Below are 21,606 nucleotides of genomic sequence, written 5' to 3' on the forward strand. Positions count from 1 at the left end.
ACGCCACGGACCCGGTCTCAGCGGCGCGCGGACGCGTACAGCTGCCGCACGACGTCGGCGACGTCGGGTTCCTCCACGGACAGGTCCCGCACCTCCACCAGCCGCGAGGCACCGGCGAGGACCTCGGCGGCGGTGGTGGCGGTGGGGTCGAACGCCAGGCGCTGGCGCAGGCCCTCCGCCTCCACCGCCACCAGCTCCGCGCCGGGCACGTGCAGCGGCGGGGCGGGCTCGCGCAGGTCCACCACCAGGACGCGGCGGGCGCCCACGCGCCGCGCCAGTCCCGGCAGGTCGCCGTCGTAGGCGAGGCGCCCGGAGTCCACGACGAGCACCCGGTCGCACAGCCGCTGCACGTCCCCCATGTCGTGGGTGGTCAGCAGCAGCGTCGTGCCGTGCGTCTCGCGCTCGCCGCGCAGGAAGCGCCGCAGCCGCTCGCTGGACAGGACGTCCAGGCCGATGGTGGGTTCGTCCAGCAGGAGCAGCTCGGGGGAGTGCAGCAGCGCCGCGGCGACCTCCCCGCGCATCCGCTGCCCGAGCGAGAGCTGCCGCACGGGGGTGGGCAGGAACGCGGCGAGGTCGAGCCGCTCGACGAGGTCGTCCAGGCGCGCGCGGCGGCGTGCGGCCGGCAGGCCGTGGATCGCGGCGAGCAGGCGGAACGACTCGGCCAGCGGCAGGTCCCACCACAGCTGGCTGCGCTGGCCGAACACCACGCCGATGCGCCGGGCGAGGTCGCGGCGCTGCGCGGCGGGGTCCATCCCGCAGGTGCGCACGGTGCCGGAGGTGGGCACGAGGATGCCGGTGAGCAGCTTCACCGTGGTGGACTTGCCGGCGCCGTTGGCGCCGATGAACCCGACCGACTCGCCGCGCCCCACCCGCAGGGACAGCCCGTCCACGGCGCGCACGACGTGGCGGCGCCGGCGCAGGCGCCCCGCGCGCACCCGCAGGACGTACTCGCGCACGAGGTCCCGCACCTCCAGCGCGGGTTCCCCCGGCTCGCGCGGGGGCGCGCTCACGAGCCCGCCCCCGTGTACCGGCGCACCCCGCCGCGCCACAGCAGCAGCGCCACCGCCCACACCGGTGCCGCCGCCAACGGGGTGCACCAGCCCAGCCACGGCGGCAGGCCCGCGGGACCGGGCTGCCCGGTCAGCGCGAGCACCGGCAGGTAGGCCACGAAGCTCGCCGGCACCAGGTGGGTGAACACCCACCGCAGCGGTCCCGGGTACAGGGAGGCGGGGTTCTGGGCGGCGTTCGCGCCGCCGTAGGTGAAGGCGTTCGCCGCCTCGCGGCCCTCCACGAGCCAGAACTGCAGGGCTCCGGCGGCGACGAACAGGGCCGAGAACACCGCGGTGCCGCCCAGCACCGAGGAGGCCAGCAGCCAGGCGACGGCGGCGGAGGGCTCCACGTCCGCCCGCGGCAGCGCGACGACCAGGACGACCAGCGCCACCGCCGCCCGGCCCAGCCGCCGCAGCGACACCTCCGAGGTGGCCAGCTGCGCCAGCAGCGGCAGCGGGCGCAGCAGGAACGCGTCCAGGGTGCCCTCCCGCACGTGCCGGGGCAGCTCGTCGAGGTGCCCGACGAGCAGGTCCGCGAACGCGAACGCCAGGTTCGCCAGCGCGAACACCAGCGCGGCCCGCCACACGTCCAGCCCGCCGAGGGAGTCCACCCGGGAGAACACCACGTACAGGGTGGCGAACTCGCTGACGCCCACCCCGACGTTCGCCAGCACGTCGGCCGCGAACGACGTCCGGTACGTCAGCTGCGCCCGCACCCGGGAGGCCAGCACCGCCCGGTACGCCGCGAGCGCCGCCCGGTGCCCGGCCACGTCCTCGGTCACGTCCTCAGCCACCCTGCACCACCAGCCGCCGCGACCCCGCGCCGAGCAGGACCCGGCCGAGCAGGACGAGGCCCGCCAGCCACGCCAGCTGCACGGCCACCACGCCCAGCGCCGCCGTCCCGGTGACCACGCCGGTGAACACGTCCGCGGGCGCCTGGAGCACCGAGGGGAACGGGGTGGCCGCCGCCAGGGCCGCCAGCCACGGCGGGAACCACGCCACCGGCACCGCCAGACCCGTCAGGACGGTGGCGCACACCGTGTACAGCAGCAGGATCCCGCGCACGTCGACCAGCCAGAACGCGGTGAGGCCGACGGCCCAGCGCAGCGTGAAGGAGATCGACACCCCCAGCACCAGGGACAGCGCCCCCAGCAGGTACCCGGCGGGTTCGCCGGGCAGCGCCAGGCCGGTGCTCAGGGCGCCCACGGCCAGCGGCGGCAGGCCGCGCGGCAGCAGCTGGAACGCGGCGCGCCCCAGGTCGTCCGCCCAGGCGGCCAGCTGGGGGTCCACGGGCCGAGCCAGGTCCACGGCGATGTCGCCGGTGCGCACGCGCCGCGCCAGCCGGTCGTCGGCGAAGACCGATAGGGGGGCGAGCAGCGCCTGGCTGAGCCAGGCGAACGTCGCGGCCTGCGCGACGCCGTACCCGGCGACGCTGCCGCCGGCGGCGACCACGGTGCCGGTGAGCACGGCGGCCTTCACCGCGCCGAAGACGGTGTTCGCCAGCGCACCGGCGGCCGTGGCGGCGCGGTAGGCGGAGTAGCGGCGGAACCCGACGACCACCAGGACGGGGTAGGCGGTCACCGGCACGAGCGAGGACCCTAGCGGCGGCGCGCGGTCCGCAGGAGGCAGCGGCGGGCCGGGTGCGACGCGGTTCACCTTGCCGCCCGCCCCGCAGTGCCTACCGTGGAAGGGGACGGGCCGGACCCGCGTGCCCGCCGTGCAGGTCTCGTCCTCGCTCCAGGAGGGGTTCCCCGTGAGCAGCACCCGCACCTCGACGTCCTCGCGCCTGTCCGTGCACCGCTCCCCGGTCCAGCTGACGTCCCTCCTCGTCGGGATCGCGTTCCTCGTCGTCGGCGTCCTCGGGTTCGTCCCCGGGATCACCACCGGCTACGAGCAGCTGTCCTGGGCGGGGCCCGACTCCCACGCCCACCTGCTGGGTGTCTTCCAGGTCTCCGTCCTGCACAACCTCCTGCACCTGCTCTTCGGGGTGCTCGGGGTGGTCCTGGCCCGCTGGGCGGACGCCGCGAAGGCGTACCTGCTCGTCGGTGGCGTCGCCTACCTGGGCCTGTGGGTGTACGGCCTCGTCGTCGCCGAGGACGCCCGGGCGAACTTCGTGCCGCTGAACGCCGCCGACGACTGGCTGCACCTGGGCCTCGGCGCCGGGATGGTCCTGCTGGGGCTGCTGATGCCCCGCCGCACCTCGACGGGCACGGCGCAGACGTACGCGGGGCCCACCGCCGGCGGCGACGTGCAGTGAGCGGCCGCTGAAGCCGGCTCCGGCGGAGCGGGTCGGCGGCCCGCTGCGTCACCCGGCCTGCGGCCAGGTCCAGCCGCTGTTGTCGACCACGCGGCGCAGCCCGGCGCGCCGGTCGGCCTGCGCGCGGACCGCCTGCTCGAAGGTGCCGCCGCCGGCGAGGGGGACGCCCGCCTCGGCGAGCGCGGTCAGCGCGGGGGCGGGCGGTGCGTCCGGGGTGGGCACCAGGGCCGACGTGGCGGCGACGGTCCGCACGTAGCCGCTGACGGCCTCCCGCACCGGAGCCACGGTGCTGTCGTCCGGGCGGGCGTCCGCGGCGACACCGGCGTCGAGGATCAGCGCGGCCTCGTCCAGGGTCGCGACGGCCAGCGATGCCGCCGCCGCGGCCCTGCCGGTGTGGCAGTAGTGCAGCACCGGGTAGGCCAGGTGCTGCTCGGCCACCTGGGCCACTTCGCTGCTGAGGTTCACGAGGTGCTGGGTGAAGGCGGAGCTGAACCGCCCACCGCTCCAGCCGCGCGCCACCACCTCCTGGGGGTGCGTTCCCAGGGCGAAGACGTGCACCGCCAGGGCCCGGGCGGCGACGACGGCCTGCACCACCGAGAGCAGGTACGTGACGGCGAGGGTGATCAGCAGGAAGCCGGTGAACCCGGCGACCGCGGCGAGCAACCGCCAGCCCGGCTGGTCCGCGGTGTAGTCGCCCACGCCGAGGGTGGCGGTGGAGAAGCCGGCGAAGTAGACGGTGTCGAGCACCCCGGCGGCCCGTCCGGTCGTGGAGTTCACGACCGCGCCGCTGCCGAGGAACAGCAGCGACCACCCCGCCCACAGCAGCAGGACCCACGTCGACGCCGTCACCGTCAGCATCAGCACCCCGGAGAACCGCAGCGGCGTGCCCTGCCGGCCCCGGGGGTGGCGCCACAGCAGGACCCGCCACAGCACCCCCGTGACCCGGCTCGTCAGCGGTCCGGCCCCGGTGCTCACGGACAACGTGGTCACCAGGGCGTCGACGAGGGCGAGGATCACGAGCGCGGTCCCCGCGATGATCTCCACTGCTGTCAGCACCGGTCCATGGTCCTCCCCGCCGTCGGTGGGCTACGGTCGCGGGGACCAGCACCGGGACGACGGGAGGCGCCGTGGCCACGACCCGGAGGGCCGCCAGGACCGTCCGCCTGGTGGTGGACACCGACGCCAAGAACGAGGCGGACGACCAGTACGCGGTCGTCCACGCGCTGCTGTCCGAGACGCTGGACGTGCGCGGGATCGTGCCGGCCCACTTCGGCGCGGGTCGCTCGGCGACGAGCATGGCGGACAGCCGCGCCGAGGTGGACCTGCTGCTGGAACTGCTCGGGCGCACCGGTGCGGTCCGGGTCGCGGACGGGGCCCCGGTCGCGCTGCCGGACGAGCGCACCGCCGTCGACAGCGCCGGTGCCCGGCTGATCGTGCAGGAGGCGCTGGCCGACGACGACCGCCCCCTGTTCGCGGCGTTCCTGGGGCCGTTGACCGACATGGCCTCGGCGCTGCTGCTGGAGCCGCGGATCGCCGAGCGCGACCTCACGGTCGTCTGGATCGGCGGGCCGTCCTACGACGGGGTCTGGGACGGGCCGAAGCCGGAGTTCAACCTGTCCAACGACGTGCACGCCGCGAACGTCGTGTTCGGCAGCGGTGTCGAGCTGTGGCAGGTGCCGCGCTCGGTGTACACGCGCGTCGGCGTCGGGTACGCGGAGCTGGAGGAGCGGGTGGCCCCCTGCGGCCGCATCGGCCGCTACCTCGTGGACCAGCTGGTCGCCTGGAACGACGAGCACCACCCCCGGGCCATCGAGCACCGCTCCCTGGGGGACTCGCCCGCCATCGGGGCGGTGCTGAACCCGCAGGGCGCGGTGTGGCGCCGGCGGCCGGCGCCCCGGTTCACCGGGGAGTGCACGATGACCGGTGGCGCCGACCCGGAGCGCACGCTCCTGGTGTGCGAGGAGTTCGACACCCGTTACCTGCTGGAGGACTTCTTCGCCAAGCTGCGCCGCTCTACCCGGCGCTGATGCCGCCCGACCTCGCGCTGAACCGCTACCCGCGCCCGGGAACCACCCCGCGCCCGTCGTCCTGCCCGCCGCCCGGCGAGGGCTCGAGGACCGTCCCGGTGAACGCGAACGGGATCCCCGCGGCCAGGGCGGGGCTGGGCCGGTCCATGAGCTGCAGGTGCAGGTGCGGTTCGCTGGAGTTCCCCGAGTTCCCGCACCCGCCCAGCACGTCGCCCGCCGCGACGACGTCCCCGCGCCGCACCCGCAGCGAACCGCGGCGCAGGTGCGCGTAGCAGGCGAAGCTGCCGTCGCCGTGGTCGACGACGACGTGGTTGCCCACGACGAGCCGCCAGCTCACCAGGTCGCGCACCGCGCCCTCCAGGAACAGGAACGGCAGCGCCAGCCAGCTGTTGCGGGAGCGGTGGTCGCGGGCGCGGCCGGAGGCGCGCACCACGCGCCCGCCGGAACCGGCGAGCACCGGCTGCCCGAACGCCGGGAAGCGCTCCGGCGGCAGGAACCCGCCGCCGGCGGTGAACGGCGGCCGCGAACCGTCGGCCGGGTCGGCCAGCAGGTCCACGGCGTAGGTCTGGCCGTAGCCGTGCGTGCCGTGGCTGGGGACCCGGTCGGCGGGCGTGGACAGCGCCTGCCAGCGCCCGGTGACGACGGGCCCCACCAGCCGCGCGGGCGGCCGGGGCCCGCCGCCGAACCGCGTCAGCACCACCGTGAGGACGACGAGCACGAGCAGGGCCGGCGCCACGAGCGGTTCCACCACCGGCGGCAGCCCCGGCCCGGGCAGCACCTCCAGCGCCACCAGGACGAGGACGAGGGCGCACAGCGCGCGCGCCGCGACGCCGCGCACCCGGGCCAGCGCCCGCACCCACCCGGGCAGCGGTGCGGCGGACTCGACGGTGCGCAGCGGGGGAGCGGTGCGGTGGGTCACGTCGGCCTCCGGTGCTGTGGGGTGTCGGGTGCGCCCCACCGTCCCGCGGCCGGTGGCGGTGCCGGTAGCCCCCGCGGGCCCGGGGCCGCCGGGAGGGTGGCCGGGAGCGTCGGTGCGAGGCGGCACACTGGTGCCGTGACGATGACCGACCCCGCCCCGGCGACCGGAACCGCCCCGGGCACCACCACCACCGACGGGGCCGACCGCCTCGTCGGGCGCCTCCTCGCCGCGCTCGGCGTCGAGGCCGGCTCCGGCGTCGTGGACGCCTCCACCCGCCGCCGCGCCGAGTACACGACCGACGCCTCCAACTACCGCGTCGTGCCCCAGGTCGTCGTCTTCCCCCGCAGCACCGAGGACGTCGAGGCCGTCTTCGCCGTCTGCCGCGAGCTCGGCGTGCCGTTCACCAGCCGCGGGGCGGGCACCTCCGTGGCCGGCAACGCCGTCGGCACCGGCGTCGTCCTGGACTTCTCCCGGCACCTGAACCGCGTCCTGGAGATCGACGCCGAGGGCGCCACCGCGCTCATCGAGCCGGGCGTGATCCTCGACGACCTGCAGCGCGAGGCCGCCCCGCACGGCCTGCGCTTCGGCCCGGACCCGTCCACCCACGCCCGCTGCACCGTCGGCGGCATGATCGGCAACGACGCCTGCGGCTCGCACGCCCTCGCCTACGGCCGCACCAGCCACAACGTGCTCGCGCTGGAGGTCCTCGACGGGCACGGGCGCCGGTTCTGGACGGACGACCCGCCCGCCGACCTGCTCGGCGGGCTGGAGGCGGTGGCCGGCCGCCACCTGGCCACCATCCGCACCGGCTTCGGCACCTTCGGCCGGCAGGTCTCCGGGTACGCCCTGGAGCACCTGCTGCCCGAGACCGGCGGCCCGCGCGGCACCGCCCTGGCCCGCCTGCTCACCGGTTCCGAGGGCACCCTGGCGACGATCCTGCGCGCCCGCGTGCGGCTCGTGCGCCAGTCGCCGTCCACCACGTTCGTCGTGCTCGGCTACGCCTCCATGCACGAGGCCGCCGACGCCACCCCCGCCCTGCTCACCCACCGCCCGCTGGCCGTGGAGGGCATCGACCGCCGCCTGGCCGACGCCGTGGTGCGCCGCGGCGGCTCCGTCGACGGGCTGCCGACCGGCGACGGCTGGCTGTTCGTGGAGATGGGCGGAGAGACCCCGGAGGAGTCCCTGGCCGCCGCGCGCGCGATGGTCGCGGACTCGCAGGCCCTCGACTCCGTGGTCATCCCCACCGCCGCCGACGCGCGCAAGCTGTGGCGCATCCGCGAGGACGGCGCCGGTCTCGCCGGGCGCTCCCCGGAGGGCCAGCCCGCCTGGCCCGGCTGGGAGGACGCCGCCGTGCCGCCGGAGGAGCTGGGGCGGTACCTGCGCGAGGTCGACGCGCTCATGGCCTCCCACGGCGTCGACGGCCTGGCGTACGGCCACTTCGGCGACGGCTGCATCCACGTGCGCATCGACTTCCCGCTCTACGACGACGGCGGCGCCGAGCGCACCCGTGCGTTCCTGGAGGACGCCGCGCGCCTGGTCGCGAAGCACGGCGGCTCCCTGTCCGGCGAGCACGGCGACGGCCGCGCCCGCGGCGCCCTGCTGCCGCTGATGTACGACGCGGACTCCATCGCCGCGTTCGAGGAGGTCAAGCGCGCCTTCGACCCCGCCGACCTGCTCAACCCCGGCGTCCTCGTGCGGCCCGCGCCGGTCGACGCGGACCTGCGCGTCCCCGCCGCCCGCCCCGCCCACGTGCTGGGGATGCCGCTGAAGTTCGCGTACTCCCACGACGGCGGGGACCTGACCCGCGCGGTGCACCGCTGCGTGGGGGTCGGCAAGTGCCGCGCCGACTCCGGCGGCGTCATGTGCCCCAGCTTCCTGGCCACCGGCGACGAGAAGGACTCCACGCGCGGGCGCGCCCGCCTGCTGCAGGAGATGGCCAACGGCACCCTCGTCACCGACGGGTGGCGCTCGCAGGAGGTCCACGAGGTCCTCGACCTGTGCCTGTCCTGCAAGGGCTGCACCGTCGACTGCCCCGCCGGCGTGGACATGCCCACCTACAAGGCGGAGTTCCTCGACAAGCACTACGCGGGGCGGCTGCGGCCGATGAACCACTACCTGCTCGGCTGGCTGCCGCGCTGGTCGCGGCTGGCCACGCTGCACCGGTTCGAGACGAAGCTCGTCAACGCCCTCACCGGCGTCCCCGCCCTGGCGGCGCTGGCCAAGCGCGTCGGCGGCATCGCGCAGGAGCGGCCGCTGCCGAGGTTCGCCGAGCAGACGTTCCGCGGGTGGTTCGGGCGGCGCCCCGTGCGCACCGGCGGGCAGCCGGTCGTGCTGTGGGTGGACTCCTTCACCGAGCACTTCTCCCCGGAGGTCGGGCGGGCCGCGGTGACGCTGCTGGAGCACCTGGGTTTCGACGTCTCCATCACCACCGAGAAGGTCTGCTGCGGGCTGACGTGGGTGTCCACCGGCCAGCTCGACGGCGCGAAGAAGCAGTTGCGCGCCTCCCTCGACGCGTTGAGCGCCCCGGGGCTGCCCGCCGACGCGCCGGTGGTCGGCCTGGAACCGTCCTGCACCGCGCTGCTGCGCGAGGACGCCGCCGAGCTCCTGCCCGGCGACCCGCGCGCCCACGCGCTGAAGACCCGGGTGAAGACGCTCGCCGAGCTCATCACCGAGCAGCGGCCCGACTGGGTCCCGCCGCGCCTGGACCCCGACGGGGACGTGCGGGCCGTCGTGCAGCCGCACTGCCACCAGCACGCCGTCATGGGGTTCGCGCCCGACGCCGCGCTGCTCGCCAAGGCCGGTGTCGACGCGCAGGTGCTGTCCGGCTGCTGCGGCCTGGCCGGGAACTTCGGCGCCGAGGACGGGCACTACGACGTCTCCGTGAAGGTCGCCGAGCACCGGTTGCTGCCGGCGCTGCGCGGCATCGAGCAGGACCCGGACGCGGTGGTCGTGGCCGACGGGTACTCCTGCCGCACCCAGTCCGACAACCTCGCCGGGGTGCGGCCCAAGCACCTGGCGGAACTGCTCGTGGAAGCGCTGCAGCGGCAGGGTTGAGGACGTCGTCACCGCTGCGCGGTGGTCGGGGAGCGGCTCTCCGGCCACCGCGCGGGTGCCCGGTCGCCGTGGCACGGTGGCGGGCATGGACGGTGTGACGCTCTGGTGGGACGGCTGGGCCCCGATCGTGCGGGCGCTGGTCGTCGGAACGCTCGGCTACGTCTGGATCGTGGGGATCCTGCGGATCAGCGGGCCCCGCAACATGGCGAAGATGACCCCGTTCGACTTCGTCCTGACGGTGACCCTGGGGTCGGCCTTCGGTCGGGTGCTCACCTCGAGCGACACCTCGCTGGCCACGGCCCTGGTGGTCTTCACCCTGCTGGTGGTCCTGCAGTGGGTGATGGCGTTCCTGCGCCACCGCTCCGGCGTCGTGAACAAGCTCGTCGCGACGAGCCCGGTCCTGCTGTTCCACGACGGCGAGTTCGTGCACGAGACGATGCGCCGGCACCGCTTCACCGAGGCCGACATCCACTCCGCCGCCCGCGAGAACGGCCTGGGCTCGCTCGACGGCGTGGCCGCCGTGGTGCTGCAGGCGGACGGGGAGTTCTCGGTGATCGAGAAGAGCTCGATGCGCGACGGCGCGTCGGTGGACCCGTTCGTCGTGCGCAGCTGAGCGTCCCGCCGCGGCTCACGGTGCCCGTTCTCGCCGTCGCCGGCAGGGGCCGGTAATTCCGTCGAGGCCGGCACCCGTTCGCAGTAGCGTTCCGGCCGCGCGGTCCGGGGGGATCGCGGCGGGGGCCGCGCCCCACCACCGGGGGGAACCGATGAACGCTCGACGATCCGTGCTGCCCGCACACGCCCGCACGAGCCCGACGGGGGTGCCGGGGCCGGACCCCGAGAAGACGACCAGCAGGCGCGGGCTGCTGCGCTGGGGAACCGCGCTGGGCGGCGGCGCGCTGCTGACCGCCTGCGCCGGCAGCGGTGCGGCGGTGGCGCCGCGCCCAGGGGGCGAGCGCCCGGAGCGGGTCACCGACCCCGAGCAGGCGCTGGAACTGCTGCGGGAGGGGAACGCCCGCTTCGCCGCGCACCCCGAGGACCACACCACCCGCACCGCCGCGCACCGCCTGCGGATCGCCGAGGGTCAGCACCCGTTCGCGGCCGTGCTCTCGTGCGCCGATTCCCGGGTTCCCCCGGAACTGGTGTTCGACCAGGACCTGGGAGACCTGTTCGTGGTGCGCACCGCCGGCCAGGTCCTCGCGCCGCCCGTGCTGGGCAGCGTCCAGTACGCCGTCGAGCACCTGCACGTGCCGCTGCTGGTGGTCCTCGGGCACGAGGGGTGCGGTGCGGTGAGCGCCGCCCTGGAGGCGGTCCAGCGGGGTTCCGCACCCTCGGGCACGGCGATCGACTCGCTCGTCGAGGCGATCCGCCCGGCCGCCGAGTCGGCGCTCGCCGGCACCGGCGGGGAGGACGCCCTCTCCGAGGCCGTGCGGCTCAACGTGGCCGGCGACGTGCTGACCCTGTCCGCGGACCCGCTGCTGGCCGAGGCCGCCGCCGCCGGGCACCTGCGCGTCGTGGGTGCCACCTACGACCTGCACGACGGGGCGGTCACGTTCACCTGACGGGCGCGGGGACCGTCCGGCTCAGCGCCCGGGGCCGTGACGCAGGCGGCGCCGGTGAAGCACCCCGCCGGGCCCTGCGACAGCCGTGGCACGCTGACGCGGTGGCAGCACCTCCCCGTCCCGCCGCGGTGCGCCGCGGCTCGAACCTGCCCCGCGTCGGCGACTACAACCGGGTCGTCGTCCTGGACGCCGTGCGCCGGCACGCCGAGGGCCTCAGCCGCGTGGAGCTCGCGGCCCTGACGGGCCTGTCGGCGCAGACGGTCTCCAACATCTGCCGGCACCTGCTGGAGCAGGGCCTCGTCGTCGAGGCCGGCAAGCAGGGCGGTGGCCCCGGCAAGCCCCGCACCATGCTGCAGCTGGCGCCGTCGGGGCGCTACGCCGTCGGCGTCCACCTGGACCCGGTCGTGGTCACCACCGTCGTGCTCGACCTGCGCGGCGGGGTCGTCGCCCGCTCCGACGCCCCGCTGACGCCGGAGGTCCCGCCAGAGGAGGCGCTGGCGCTGGTCGCGGCGGAGGTCGCGGCCACCGTGGAGGCCTCCGGGGTGCCGGCCGAGCGCCTCACGGGCCTGGGCGTCGCGGTGCCCGGCCCCGTCGACGGGCCGGCCGGGGACGTCGTGGGCGCCCCGAACCTGCCCGGGTGGGCGCGCGTGCCGGTGCGCCGGGTCCTGTCCGAGGCCACCGGCCTGCCCGTGCTGCTCGACAAGGACGTCGTCGCGGCCGCCGTGGCCGAGATGTGGGCCGGCGGTGCCGGGCCGACGGGCAGCTTCGCGTTCTTCTACCTCGGCACGGGCATCGGCACCGGGCTGGTGCTGCGCGGGGAGGTGCTGCGCGGATCCTCCGGCAACGCCGGCGAGGTCGGCCACCTGGCCGCCGACGGCGAGGGGCCGGTCTGCGAGTGCGGGCAGCGCGGGTGCCTGGGGGAGCGCAACGCGACCCGGTCGCTGGTGCTGCAGGCGCAGGCGGCCGGGCTGGGCCCCTGGCCGCTGGACGACGTGCTCGGCGTCGACCGGGCCCTGGGGGAGGTGTGCCGGCTCGCCGACGAGGGGGTGCCCGCGGCCGTCGCGGTCGTCGACGCGGCGGCCGCCCGGGTGGCGCGCGCCGTCTCGGGCGTGCAGAACCTCCTGGACCTGGACCTCGTGGTCTTCGGCGGGCCGCTGTGGCCGCGGCTGGAGCGGCGCTTCCTGGAGGTGGTGCCCCCGCTGGTGCGGGGGCGGGAGGTGGCCGCGCCACTGCACGCGGTGCAGATCCGCGGCACCCGGGTGGGGCGCGACGTGGCCGCCGTCGGCGCCGCCTGCCTGGTCCTCGACGACGCGTTCAGCCCCCGGTCCTCGGTGCTGCTCGTCAGCTCTTGACGAGAGCAAGTCCAATTGATTTACATACTCCGTGGTGGGTCGACGGCGACCCCGTGGCACGTGGAGGAGCACCATGGCGCGCAGACGGCACTTCCTCGCGACGGCTGCCGCCGCGACCCTCGCCCTGACGGCGTGCGGGGGAGCGAGCAGCGGCGGTGACGACGACGGCACCATCCGGGTCGCCTACCAGCGGACGGCCCAGTTCACCCAGCTCGAGGACGTCCTCGAGAAGGCCAAGACCGAGTACGAGGCGGCCAACGAGGGCCGAACCGTCGAACTGGTCCCCATCGAGGCCGAGCAGGACCAGTACTTCACGAAGCTGGCGCTGATGAACCGCTCGCCGTCCACGGCGCCCGACGTCATCTACGAGGACAGCTTCCAGGTCCGCTCCGACGCCGCTGCCGGCTACCTGGCGCCCGTCGACGACATGCTCGCCGAGTGGGAGGACTGGTCCCAGTTCGACGAGACCGCCAAGCAGGCCGGCCTCGGCGACGACGGCAAGACCTACGGGGTCTCCATGGGCACCGACACCCGCGGCATCTACTTCAACGAGCAGATCTTCGAGCAGGCCGGGCTGCCCACCGACTGGCAGCCCACCACCTGGGACGACGTGCTCGCCGCGGCCCGCGCCGTCAAGGAGCGCGTCCCCGGCGTCATCCCGCTGAACGTCTACGCCGGACGCGCCGCGGGCGAGGCGACGTCCATGCAGGGCTTCGAGATGCTGCTGTACGGCACGGGGGACGAGCTGTACGACGCGGAGACCCAGAAGTGGATCACCGGCTCCCAGGGGTTCCGCGACGCGCTCGGCTTCTACGAGGCCGTCTACTCCGAGGGCCTGGGGCCCGACACCTCCCTCATGCTCGACGCGGCCCTCGGCGCCCGCATCAGCACCGAACTGCTCCCGCAGGGCGAGCTCGCCATGGCGATCGACGGTTCCTGGCTGCCCGGCGCGTGGATCTCCGGGGAGAACGAGTGGCCGGAGTGGGAGCAGACGATGGGCATCGCCGCCATGCCCACGCAGAACGGCCAGGACCCCGGCCGCACCTCGATGTCCGGCGGCTGGCTCCTGTCGGTCGGCTCGACGGCCGCCGACCCGCAGGCCGCGTTCGACTTCATCACGGTCGCCCTCAACCGCGAGAACGCCCTGAAGTACGACACCGAGAACAGCCAGATCGCGGTGCGCAAGGACGTCGCCCAGGACCCGGAGTACCTGGCCTACAACCCGTCGTTCGAGTTCTTCTCCTCCCTGGTCCCGGTGACGAACTTCCGTCCCGCCACCCCGGACTACTCGCAGATCTCCGCGAACATCCAGGTGGCCGCCGAGTCCGTCGCCACCGGCAGCCAGAGCCCCGAGGAAGCCGCGGCCGCCTACGACGAGGGGCTCGTCGGCATCGTCGGCGAGGACCGCACCCAGGCGGCGGGCTGACCGTGGCGACCGCCGTCACCACCCACGGCCCGCGCCGGGCGGAGCGGACCCCCGCCCGGCGCGGGTCCGGCACGGCGCTCAAGCTGGCCCCCCTGCTGCCGGCCTGCGCGCTCATGCTGGTGTTCCTGGCCGGGCCCATCGCCTACGCGCTGTACGGCTCGCTGACGAACACCGCCCTCAGCGGCTACCGCGCCGCCGACCCGGAGTTCGTCGGTCTGGACAACTACGCGCAGCTCCTGTCGAGCGGGGAGTTCTGGCAGTCCGCGTGGCTGACGCTGTTCTTCGTGATCGCCTCCGCCGTGGTCGGCCAGAACGTCCTCGGCATGGCCGTCGCCCTGCTGCTGCGCGTCGCCCTCGGCCCGCTGCGCTCGCTCGTCAGCGCCCTCGTGGTGACCGCCTGGGTGCTGCCGGAGATCGTCGCCGCCTTCGCCCTGTACGCGTTCTTCTCCACCGACGGCACCCTCAACGCCGTCCTGGGGGCGTTCGGCGCGGGGGACCCCGCCTGGCTGGTCACCTTCCCGATGATGGCCGTCGTCCTGGCCAACGTCTGGCGCGGCACCGCCTTCTCGATGATGGTCTACGGCGCGGCGCTGTCCGAGGTCCCGCCCGACGTCACCGAGGCGGCCTCCCTGGACGGTGCGAGCGGGGCCCAGCGCTTCTTCCGCATCACCCTGCCGATGATCCGCCGGTCGATCTCCACGAACCTCATGCTCACCACCCTGCAGACCCTCGGGGTCTTCACCCTCATCTGGGTCATGACCGGGGGAGGCCCCGGCACGCGGAGCTCCACGCTGCCGGTGCTGGCCTTCCAGGAGGCGTTCAAGTTCGCCCAGGTCGGCTACGGCACCGCCATCGCCGTGGTGACCCTCGTCGTCGGCGCCGTGTTCGCCGCCGTGTACGTCCGCGTGCTCAAGCCGGAGGTGGACTGATGGCCGGCGCGGGAGCGACCACCCGGCCCGACGCGGTGGCGGCGGTGCCGCCGGCCGCGCCGGCGCGCCCCGGGCTGCACGTCACCTCGCCCCACCGGCGGGGCGCGAGCGTCGCCGCGAACCTCGCGCTGCTCCTCGTGGGCGTCGTCTTCCTCGTGCCGCTGGCCTGGATCGTGCTGGCCTCGGTGGACCCCGACGCCACCGTGTCGGTGTCGCTGCCCGGCGCCCCCACGCTGGAGAACTTCCGCGACGTCCTCACCTACGAGCTCACGCTGCTCCCGCTGTGGAACTCCCTGGTCGTCTCCGGCGGCGCGGCGCTCGTCACGGTCGTCGTGGCGACCCTGGCGGCCTACCCGCTGTCGCGCTACCGCATGCGGTTCAACCGCTCCTTCCTCTACGCCATCCTCTTCGGCAGCTGCCTGCCCATCACGGCGATCATGGTGCCGGTGTACGCGCTGTTCGTCGCCCTGGGGCTGCTGGACTCGCTGACCGGCACCGTCCTGTTCCTCGCCGCCACCTCGCTGCCGATGGCCGTGTGGATGCTGAAGAACTTCATGGACGGCGTTCCCGTGTCGCTGGAGGAGGCGGCCTGGGTGGACGGCGCCAGCGCCATGACCGCGCTGCGCCGCATCGTCGTGCCGCTCATGCGCCCGGGGATCGCCGTGGTGTTCATCTTCGTGTTCACCCAGGCGTGGGGGAACTTCTTCGTGCCGTTCGTGCTGCTGCTCGACCCCGCCCGGCAGCCCGCCGCCGTGTCCATCTACACCTTCTTCGGCACCAACGGCGCCGTCGCGTACGGGCAGCTCGCCGCGTTCTCCCTGCTCTACGCCACGCCCGTCCTCGTCCTCTACCTCGTCGTCCAGCGCCTCGCCGGCGGATCCTTCGCCCTGGCGGGTTCCGTCAAGGGCTGACACGCTCGAACCACCGGCCCACCGCCCCGCGCACGCCCCCGCCACGACCCCGCTCCAGGAGCCGCCCCGTGCACCTCAACCCCGCCCTCGTCGAGATGCGCGTCGAGCGCTTCGTGCGCGAGCGCCTCGAACCGGCCACCCACCGGCGGCGCGTGCCGCTGGAGGTCACCGCGTGGGTGGCGCCGGGCGAACCCGTCCCGTTCGCCGAGGCGGCCGCCGCGACGTACGAGCCGTTCGCGACGGGCACCGCCTGGGGGCGGCCCTGGGGCACCACCTGGTTCCGGCTGGCCGGCCCCGTCCCGGAGGGGTTCGGCGGTGAGGGCACCCGCGCCGAGGTCGTCGTCGACCTCGGCTACTCCGACGTGCAACCGGGCTTCCAGGCCGAGGCGACGGCGTACCGCCCGGACGGCACGGTCCTCAAGGGGCTGCACCCGCGCAACCGGTACCTGCCGCTGGCCGCGGTGACGGGCCCGGACGGTGCGGTGGACGTCCTGCTGGAGGCGTCCTCGAACCCGGACGTCTCCGGCGACGGCGTGTTCGCCACCCCCACCCGGCTTGGCGACCCCGCCACCGCGGGCACCGACCCGCTGTACCGGTTCGCGGGCGCGGACCTCGCCGAGCTCGACGTCGAGGTGTGGGAGCTGCAGCAGGACGTCTGGACGCTGCGCGGTCTGCTGGCACAGCTGCCGGAGTCCTCGACGCGGCGCGCCGAGGTGCTGCGCGCCCTGGACGACGCCGTCGACGCCGTCGACCCCTGGGACGTGGCCGGCACCGCCTCCGCCGGGCGTGCGGCGCTGGCCGGCGTGCTCGCGCAGCCCGCCTCCGCCAGCGCGCACCGCGTCACCGCCGTCGGGCACGCCCACATCGACTCCGCGTGGCTGTGGCCGACGCGGGAGACGGCGCGCAAGTGCGCGCGCACGTTCTCCAACGTGCTGGCGCTGATGGACGAGGACCCGGACCTGGTGTTCGCCTGCTCCTCCGCGCAGCAGTACGCGTGGGTGCGCGACGCCCAGCCGGAGTTGTTCGAGCGGATCAAGAAGCGCGTCGCCGAAGGCCGCTTCGTGCCCGTCGGCGGCATGTGGGTCGAGTCCGACACCAACATGCCCGGTGGGGAGGCGCTGGCCCGCCAGTTCGTCGCGGGCAAGCGGTTCTTCGCCGAGGAGCTCGGCGTCGAGCCGCTGGACGTGTGGCTGCCGGACTCGTTCGGGTACACCGCCGCCCTGCCGCAGATCGCCGTGGCGGCCGGCGCCCGCTGGTTCCTCACCCAGAAGCCGTCGTGGAACGAGGTGAACCGGATGCCGCACCACACCTTCGCGTGGGAGGGCGTCGACGGCACCCGCATCTTCACCCACTTCCCGCCCGCGGACACCTACAACTCCGACCTGGGCGGTGAGGACCTGGCCCGCGCCGAGCGGCAGTTCGCCGAGAAGGGCCGGGCGCGCCGCTCGCTGCTGCCCTTCGGGTACGGCGACGGCGGTGGCGGCCCCACCCGCGAGATGCTCGCCGCCGCGGCGCGCACCCGTTCGCTGGAGGGCTCACCGGTCGTGGAGCTCGCGGGCCCGCACGACTTCTTCCGGCAGGCGCAGGCGGAGTATCCCGACCCGCCGGTGTGGAGCGGGGAGATCTACCTGGAGTTCCACCGCGGCACCTACACCTCGCAGGCGCGCACCAAGCGCGGCAACCGCCGCAGCGAGCACCTGCTGCGCGAGGCGGAGCTGTGGGCGGCGGCCGCCGCCGTGCAGCGCGGCGCGGACTACCCCTACGAGGCGCTGGAGCGGCTGTGGCGGGTGGTCCTGCTGCAGCAGTTCCACGACATCCTGCCCGGCTCCTCGATCGCCTGGGTGCACCGGGAGGCCGAGGCCCGCTACGCCGAGGTGGCCGCCGAGCTGGAGGAGCTCATCGGCACCTCGCTGGGCGAGCTGGCCGGTTCCGGGGACGGCGCGGTCGCCTTCAACGCCTCGCCGTTCCCCCGTCACGGTCTCGCCGCCCTGGGAGCGGGCGCGCCGCAGCGGTCCGGGGACGCCCGAGCGTCGGCCGCCGACGGCGGGTTCGTGCTGGAGAACGAGCGGGTCCGCGTCGCCGTCGACCGCGACGGGCTGCTCGCCTCCGTCCTCGACCTGACCGCCGGCCGGGAGGTGCTGGCCCCCGGTGCCCGCGGCGGCCTGCTGCAGCTGCACCGCGACACCCCCACCCAGTGGGACGCCTGGGACGTCGACGAGCACTACCGCCGGCACACCACCGACCTCACCGCCGCGGAGTCCGTCGAGCTCGTGGAGGAGTCCCCGCAGCGCGTCGCGGTGCGCGTCGTGCGGCGCTTCGGGGACTCGCGCGTGGAGCAGCTCGTCTCGCTCGCGGCGGGTGCCGCCGCGGTGGAGCTGTCCTTCGACGTCGACTGGCACGAGCGGCAGAAGCTGCTCAAGCTCGCCTTCCCGCTCGACGTGCACGCCGATCGCGCCGCCTCCGAGATCCAGTTCGGGCACGTCCTGCGCCCCACCCACGCGAACACCTCATGGGACGCGGCGCGGTTCGAGACGTGCGCGCACCGGTGGGTGCACGTGGGGGAGCCCGGCTACGGCGTGGCCGTCGCGAACGACTCCACCTACGGGCACGACACCGGGCGCACGACGCGGCCCGACGGCGGTACGACGACGACCGTGCGGCTGTCGCTGCTGCGCGCCCCGCTGTTCCCCGACCCGGACGCCGACCAGGGCCGGCACGTCCTGCGCACCTCGCTCCTGGTCGGCGCCGGGATCCCCGACGCGGTGCGCGAGGGGTACCGGCTGAACCTGCCGCTGCGCGAGGTGCGCGGTGCAGGGCCGGTCGACCCGCTGTTCGCCGTGGAGGGCGCCGGCGTGGTCGTGGAGGCGGTCAAGCTCGCCGAGGACCGCAGCGGCGACGTCGTCGTCCGGCTCTACGAGGCGCACGGCGGGCGGGCGCGGGCCACCGTGCGGCCGTCCTTCGCCGCGGCCTCGGTGACCGAGACGGACCTGCTGGAGCGCGACGCCGAGCAGCCGCGCGCCCTGCGCGAGGCCCGCCCGGACGCCGCCGTCCTCGAGCTGCGCCCGTTCCAGATCGCCACCCTGCGCTGGCGCCGCGCCTGACCCCCCACCCCCTCCGTGATCTTGCACGGTTGAGCGTTCACGCGTGCAAGATCACGGAGGGGTCGGGGTAAGGGGTGGGGGTGGGTCAGCTGGGGGAGGGGTCCTGGGAGGCCGCGGCCTCGCGCAGGGCCGGGACGATCTCCGATTGCGCCGCGCGCAGGAAGTCCTCCTGGTGCTCACCGCCCACCTGGACCAGCGCCAGGTCCGTGAACCCCGCCTCGAAGAAGGCGCTCGCCGCCTCCACGACCGCCTCCACGTCGTTCCCGCACGGGATCTGCTGCGCCACGTCCTCCGGCCGCACGAACCGGCTGGCCCCCGAGAAACCCGCCGTGGTCGGCAGGTCCGCGTTGACCTTCCAGCCGCCCGCGAACCACCGGAACTGCTCGTGCGCCCGCGCGACCGCGGCGTCGCGGTCCGCGTCCCACGACACCGGCAACTGCCCGATCCGCCGGCTCGTCGCCGCCTGCGCCGGGTCCCGCGCCCCGTCCCACAGCGGCCCCAGCGACGGGTCCGGCTCCACCGCGATCAGGTGGTCCGCCAGCGGGGCGAACCGCGAGCACGACTTCTCGCCCGACACCCCCACCGCGATCGGCACCCGCTGCGCCGGGCGGTCCCACAACCGCGCCGAGTCCACCCGGAAGTGCTCACCGGCGTAGCTGAGCAGGTCCCCGTCGAAGAGCGCGGAGATGATCTCCAGCGCCTCCACGAGCATGTCGTGGCGCTCCTCCACGGCCGGCCAGCCGTGCCCCACGACGTGCTCGTTGAGGTTCTCGCCCGAACCCACCCCCAGGGTGAAGCGGCCCTCCGACAGCAGACCCAGCGTCGCCGCCTTCTGCGCCACCACCGCCGGGTGGTACCGCATCGTCGGGCACGTCACGTACGTCATCAGCTCCACGCGTGAGGTGACCTGCGTGACCGCCCCCAGCACGCTCCACGCGTACGGGGCGTGCCCCTGCGACGTCAGCCACGGCGAGTAGTGGTCCGAGAAGACCACCAGGTCGAAACCCGCCTCCTCCGCCGCGGCGGCGTCGCGCACCAGCCAGCGAGGGTCGGACTGCTCCGACAGGCACGTGTAGCCGATGCGGACCTCGCTCACGCGCCCGCTCCCGCCAGGTGCTCCAGCAGCGTCTTCGAGAACGCCTCCAGGTCGTCCGGCTTCCGGCTCGTGATCAGCGGCCCCGGCCCGGAGGTGTCCACCACCACCTGCTCGTCCACCCACTCCGCCCCCGCGTTGCGCAGGTCCGTGGCCAGGCTCGGCCACGACGTCAGCCGCCGCCCGCGCACCGCGTCCGCCTCCACCAGCGTCCACGGCGCGTGGCAGATCGCCGCGATCGGCTTGGACGACGCCGCGAACTGCCCCACGAACGCCACCGCCTCCCGGCTCGTGCGCAGCGAGTCCGGGTTCGCCACCCCGCCCGGCAGCACCAGCGCGTCGTAGTCGCCGACGGTGGCGTGGAAGACCACCACGTCCACCTCGAAGGTGTCCGCCTTGTCCAGGTGCTCGAACGCCTGCACCTGGCCCGGCTGCGTGGAGAGCAGCACCGGCTCGGCGCCGGCGTCCTGCACGGCCTTCCACGGCTCCGTCAGCTCAGCCTGCTCGACGCCCTCCATGGCGACCAGGAACGCGACCTTCTTCCCCTGCAGCTGCGTCTCGCTCATGCCCCCACGCTGGCACCGCCGCGGGCCTCCGGCACCTCGGACCGCACCGGGCTCCGGCGCGAGCACGGGTGACGCACGCCTCCACGACCTGCCTGACCGCGAGCGCCCACCCGTGGAAGGATCGGGGGCGCCAGAGCCGCAACGACGAGGAGTCGCCATGCCCATCGCCACCCCGGACGTCTACGCCGAGATGCTCGACCGCGCGAAGGCCGGGTCCTTCGCCTACCCGGCCATCAACGTCTCCTCGTCGCTGACCCTCAACGCCGCCATCCGCGGCTTCGCCGAGGCCGAGAGCGACGGCATCGTGCAGGTCTCCACCGGCGGCGCCGAGTTCCTCTCCGGCACCACCGTCAAGGACATGGTCCTCGGCGCGCAGGCGCTGGCCGAGTACGCCCACCACGTCGCCAAGGCGTACGACGTCAACATCGCCCTGCACACCGACCACTGCCCGAAGGACAAGCTCGACGGGTTCGTGCGCCCCCTCCTGGCGATCTCCCAGGAGCGCGTCGACGGCGGCCGCGAGCCGCTGTTCCAGTCCCACATGTGGGACGGCTCCGCCGTGCCCCTCGACGAGAACCTGCAGATCGCCGAGGAGCTGCTCGCCAAGGCCGCCGCCGCCAAGATCGTCCTCGAGGTGGAGATCGGCGTCGTCGGCGGCGAGGAGGACGGCGTCGCCAACGAGATCAACGACAAGCTCTACACCACCGTCGAGGACGCCATGGCCACCGTGCGCGCCCTCGGCACCGGCGAGAAGGGCCGCTACCTCACCGCCCTCACCTTCGGCAACGTCCACGGCGTCTACAAGCCCGGCGGCGTCAAGCTGCGCCCGGAGATCCTCAAGGAGATCCAGGACCAGGTCGGCGCCGAGGTCGGCAAGGACAAGCCGTTCGACCTCGTCTTCCACGGCGGCTCCGGCTCCCTCGCCGAGGAGATCGCCGCCGCCGTCGACCACGGCGTCGTGAAGATGAACGTCGACACCGACACCCAGTACGCCTTCACCCGGCCGATCGTGGACCACGTCTTCCGCAACTACGACGGCGTCCTCAAGGTCGACGGCGAGGTCGGCAACAAGAAGACGTACGACCCGCGCACCTGGGGCAAGCTCGCCGAGACCGGCATGGCGGCCCGCGTCGTCGAGGCCGCGCAGTCCCTGCGCAGCGCCGGCCAGCGCCTGAAGTGACGTCCCGGCGGCCCGGTCCCCACGGGGTCCGGGCCGCCGTCGTGTGCTGACCTCGTGCGCCGACGTGGTCGGGTGGCGCGGGTGGTGGGACGTCCTCGGGTCCGGGCTCTCCGCCCGCGACCGGGTGCGCCACCTCGCCCGGCTGCGAGGGGCGGGCTCCGGACGCCCGGACCCGAGGACGTC

At 74.8% G+C, this 21,606-nt stretch carries 18 protein-coding genes; 11 read left to right on the top strand and 7 right to left on the bottom strand.

Annotated elements, in window-relative coordinates:
- Positions 1 to 17: 17 nt before the first annotated feature.
- Genes ACRYM0_RS10020 through ACRYM0_RS10030 form a run of 3 tightly spaced genes read right to left on the bottom strand, consistent with a single transcriptional unit; the run spans position 18 to position 2,636 of the window.
- Positions 18 to 1,010 carry an ABC transporter ATP-binding protein gene (locus tag ACRYM0_RS10020; protein ID WP_432504607.1) on the bottom strand — a complete coding sequence of 331 codons (993 nt, stop codon included), beginning with the start codon at positions 1,008 to 1,010 and terminating at the stop codon, positions 18 to 20.
- A complete protein-coding gene (locus tag ACRYM0_RS10025) occupies positions 1,007 to 1,843 on the bottom strand; it encodes an ABC transporter permease (protein ID WP_432504609.1) in 837 nt (278 codons plus the stop codon). The genes ACRYM0_RS10020 and ACRYM0_RS10025 overlap by 4 nt, the downstream gene beginning before the upstream one ends.
- A complete protein-coding gene (locus ACRYM0_RS10030) occupies positions 1,836 to 2,636 on the bottom strand; it encodes an ABC transporter permease (RefSeq protein WP_432504612.1) in 801 nt (266 codons plus the stop codon). Before ACRYM0_RS10030 ends, ACRYM0_RS10025 begins: the two co-directional genes overlap by 8 nt.
- 166 nt (positions 2,637 to 2,802) lie before the next feature.
- Between ACRYM0_RS10030 and ACRYM0_RS10035 the strand changes: the two genes are divergently transcribed.
- The gene (locus ACRYM0_RS10035; RefSeq protein ID WP_432504614.1) at positions 2,803 to 3,306 is read left to right on the top strand and encodes a DUF4383 domain-containing protein; all 504 of its coding nucleotides are present in this window, start codon (positions 2,803 to 2,805) and stop codon (positions 3,304 to 3,306) included.
- A 48-nt stretch (positions 3,307 to 3,354) separates the two neighbouring features.
- Here ACRYM0_RS10035 and ACRYM0_RS10040 read toward each other — a convergent pair whose 3' ends face one another.
- The gene (locus ACRYM0_RS10040; RefSeq protein ID WP_432504616.1) at positions 3,355 to 4,362 is read right to left on the bottom strand and encodes an ion channel; all 1,008 of its coding nucleotides are present in this window, start codon (positions 4,360 to 4,362) and stop codon (positions 3,355 to 3,357) included.
- A 71-nt stretch (positions 4,363 to 4,433) separates the two neighbouring features.
- On the opposite strand from ACRYM0_RS10040, the gene ACRYM0_RS10045 reads away from it, so the two are divergent.
- Positions 4,434 to 5,333 carry a nucleoside hydrolase gene (locus ACRYM0_RS10045; protein WP_432504618.1) on the top strand — a complete coding sequence of 300 codons (900 nt, stop codon included), beginning with the start codon at positions 4,434 to 4,436 and terminating at the stop codon, positions 5,331 to 5,333.
- Between the two features lie 25 nt (positions 5,334 to 5,358).
- Here the strand turns inward: ACRYM0_RS10045 and ACRYM0_RS10050 are convergent, their stop codons facing one another.
- A complete protein-coding gene (locus ACRYM0_RS10050) occupies positions 5,359 to 6,252 on the bottom strand; it encodes a M23 family metallopeptidase (RefSeq protein ID WP_432504620.1) in 894 nt (297 codons plus the stop codon).
- A gap of 141 nt (positions 6,253 to 6,393) precedes the next feature.
- On the opposite strand from ACRYM0_RS10050, the gene ACRYM0_RS10055 reads away from it, so the two are divergent.
- The 8 genes from ACRYM0_RS10055 to ACRYM0_RS10090 all read left to right on the top strand — a co-directional run bounded on the left by ACRYM0_RS10055 (position 6,394) and on the right by ACRYM0_RS10090 (position 18,584).
- Positions 6,394 to 9,306: an FAD-binding and (Fe-S)-binding domain-containing protein gene (locus ACRYM0_RS10055; protein ID WP_432504643.1), complete on the top strand. Its 2,913-nt coding sequence runs from the start codon at positions 6,394 to 6,396 to the stop codon at positions 9,304 to 9,306.
- Between the two features lie 85 nt (positions 9,307 to 9,391).
- Positions 9,392 to 9,919: a DUF421 domain-containing protein gene (locus ACRYM0_RS10060; RefSeq protein WP_432504622.1), complete on the top strand. Its 528-nt coding sequence runs from the start codon at positions 9,392 to 9,394 to the stop codon at positions 9,917 to 9,919.
- A gap of 169 nt (positions 9,920 to 10,088) precedes the next feature.
- Entirely contained in the window at positions 10,089 to 10,865 is a 777-nt protein-coding gene (locus ACRYM0_RS10065; protein WP_432504624.1) for a carbonic anhydrase, read from the top strand.
- Between the two features lie 101 nt (positions 10,866 to 10,966).
- On the top strand, positions 10,967 to 12,217 hold the full coding sequence (locus tag ACRYM0_RS10070) for an ROK family transcriptional regulator (RefSeq protein ID WP_432504626.1): 1,251 nt from the start codon (positions 10,967 to 10,969) through the stop codon (positions 12,215 to 12,217).
- A gap of 73 nt (positions 12,218 to 12,290) precedes the next feature.
- Positions 12,291 to 13,643, top strand: a complete 1,353-nt coding sequence (locus ACRYM0_RS10075; RefSeq protein ID WP_432504628.1) for an extracellular solute-binding protein — start codon at positions 12,291 to 12,293, stop codon at positions 13,641 to 13,643.
- Complete coding sequence (locus ACRYM0_RS10080) at positions 13,640 to 14,572, top strand: carbohydrate ABC transporter permease (protein ID WP_432504644.1); 933 nt, start codon at positions 13,640 to 13,642, stop codon at positions 14,570 to 14,572. Before ACRYM0_RS10075 ends, ACRYM0_RS10080 begins: the two co-directional genes overlap by 4 nt.
- The gene (locus tag ACRYM0_RS10085; RefSeq protein ID WP_432504630.1) at positions 14,572 to 15,483 is read left to right on the top strand and encodes a carbohydrate ABC transporter permease; all 912 of its coding nucleotides are present in this window, start codon (positions 14,572 to 14,574) and stop codon (positions 15,481 to 15,483) included. The genes ACRYM0_RS10080 and ACRYM0_RS10085 overlap by 1 nt, the downstream gene beginning before the upstream one ends.
- A gap of 68 nt (positions 15,484 to 15,551) precedes the next feature.
- Entirely contained in the window at positions 15,552 to 18,584 is a 3,033-nt protein-coding gene (locus ACRYM0_RS10090; protein WP_432504633.1) for an alpha-mannosidase, read from the top strand.
- Positions 18,585 to 18,669: 85 nt separating this feature from the next.
- Here ACRYM0_RS10090 and ACRYM0_RS10095 read toward each other — a convergent pair whose 3' ends face one another.
- Complete coding sequence (locus ACRYM0_RS10095) at positions 18,670 to 19,680, bottom strand: TIGR03557 family F420-dependent LLM class oxidoreductase (RefSeq protein ID WP_432504635.1); 1,011 nt, start codon at positions 19,678 to 19,680, stop codon at positions 18,670 to 18,672.
- Positions 19,677 to 20,243 carry a type 1 glutamine amidotransferase domain-containing protein gene (locus ACRYM0_RS10100; protein WP_432504637.1) on the bottom strand — a complete coding sequence of 189 codons (567 nt, stop codon included), beginning with the start codon at positions 20,241 to 20,243 and terminating at the stop codon, positions 19,677 to 19,679. Before ACRYM0_RS10100 ends, ACRYM0_RS10095 begins: the two co-directional genes overlap by 4 nt.
- Before the next feature lie 157 nt (positions 20,244 to 20,400).
- Here ACRYM0_RS10100 and fbaA point away from each other — a divergent pair, with 157 nt between their 5' ends.
- Positions 20,401 to 21,423, top strand: coding sequence for a class II fructose-bisphosphate aldolase (fbaA, locus tag ACRYM0_RS10105; RefSeq protein WP_432504639.1), 1,023 nt, complete (start codon positions 20,401 to 20,403; stop codon positions 21,421 to 21,423).
- The last annotated feature ends 183 nt before the right edge of the window (positions 21,424 to 21,606 follow it).

This window comes from Kineococcus arenarius subsp. arenarius, assembly GCF_050871845.1.
GTDB lineage: Bacteria > Actinomycetota > Actinomycetes > Actinomycetales > Kineococcaceae > Kineococcus.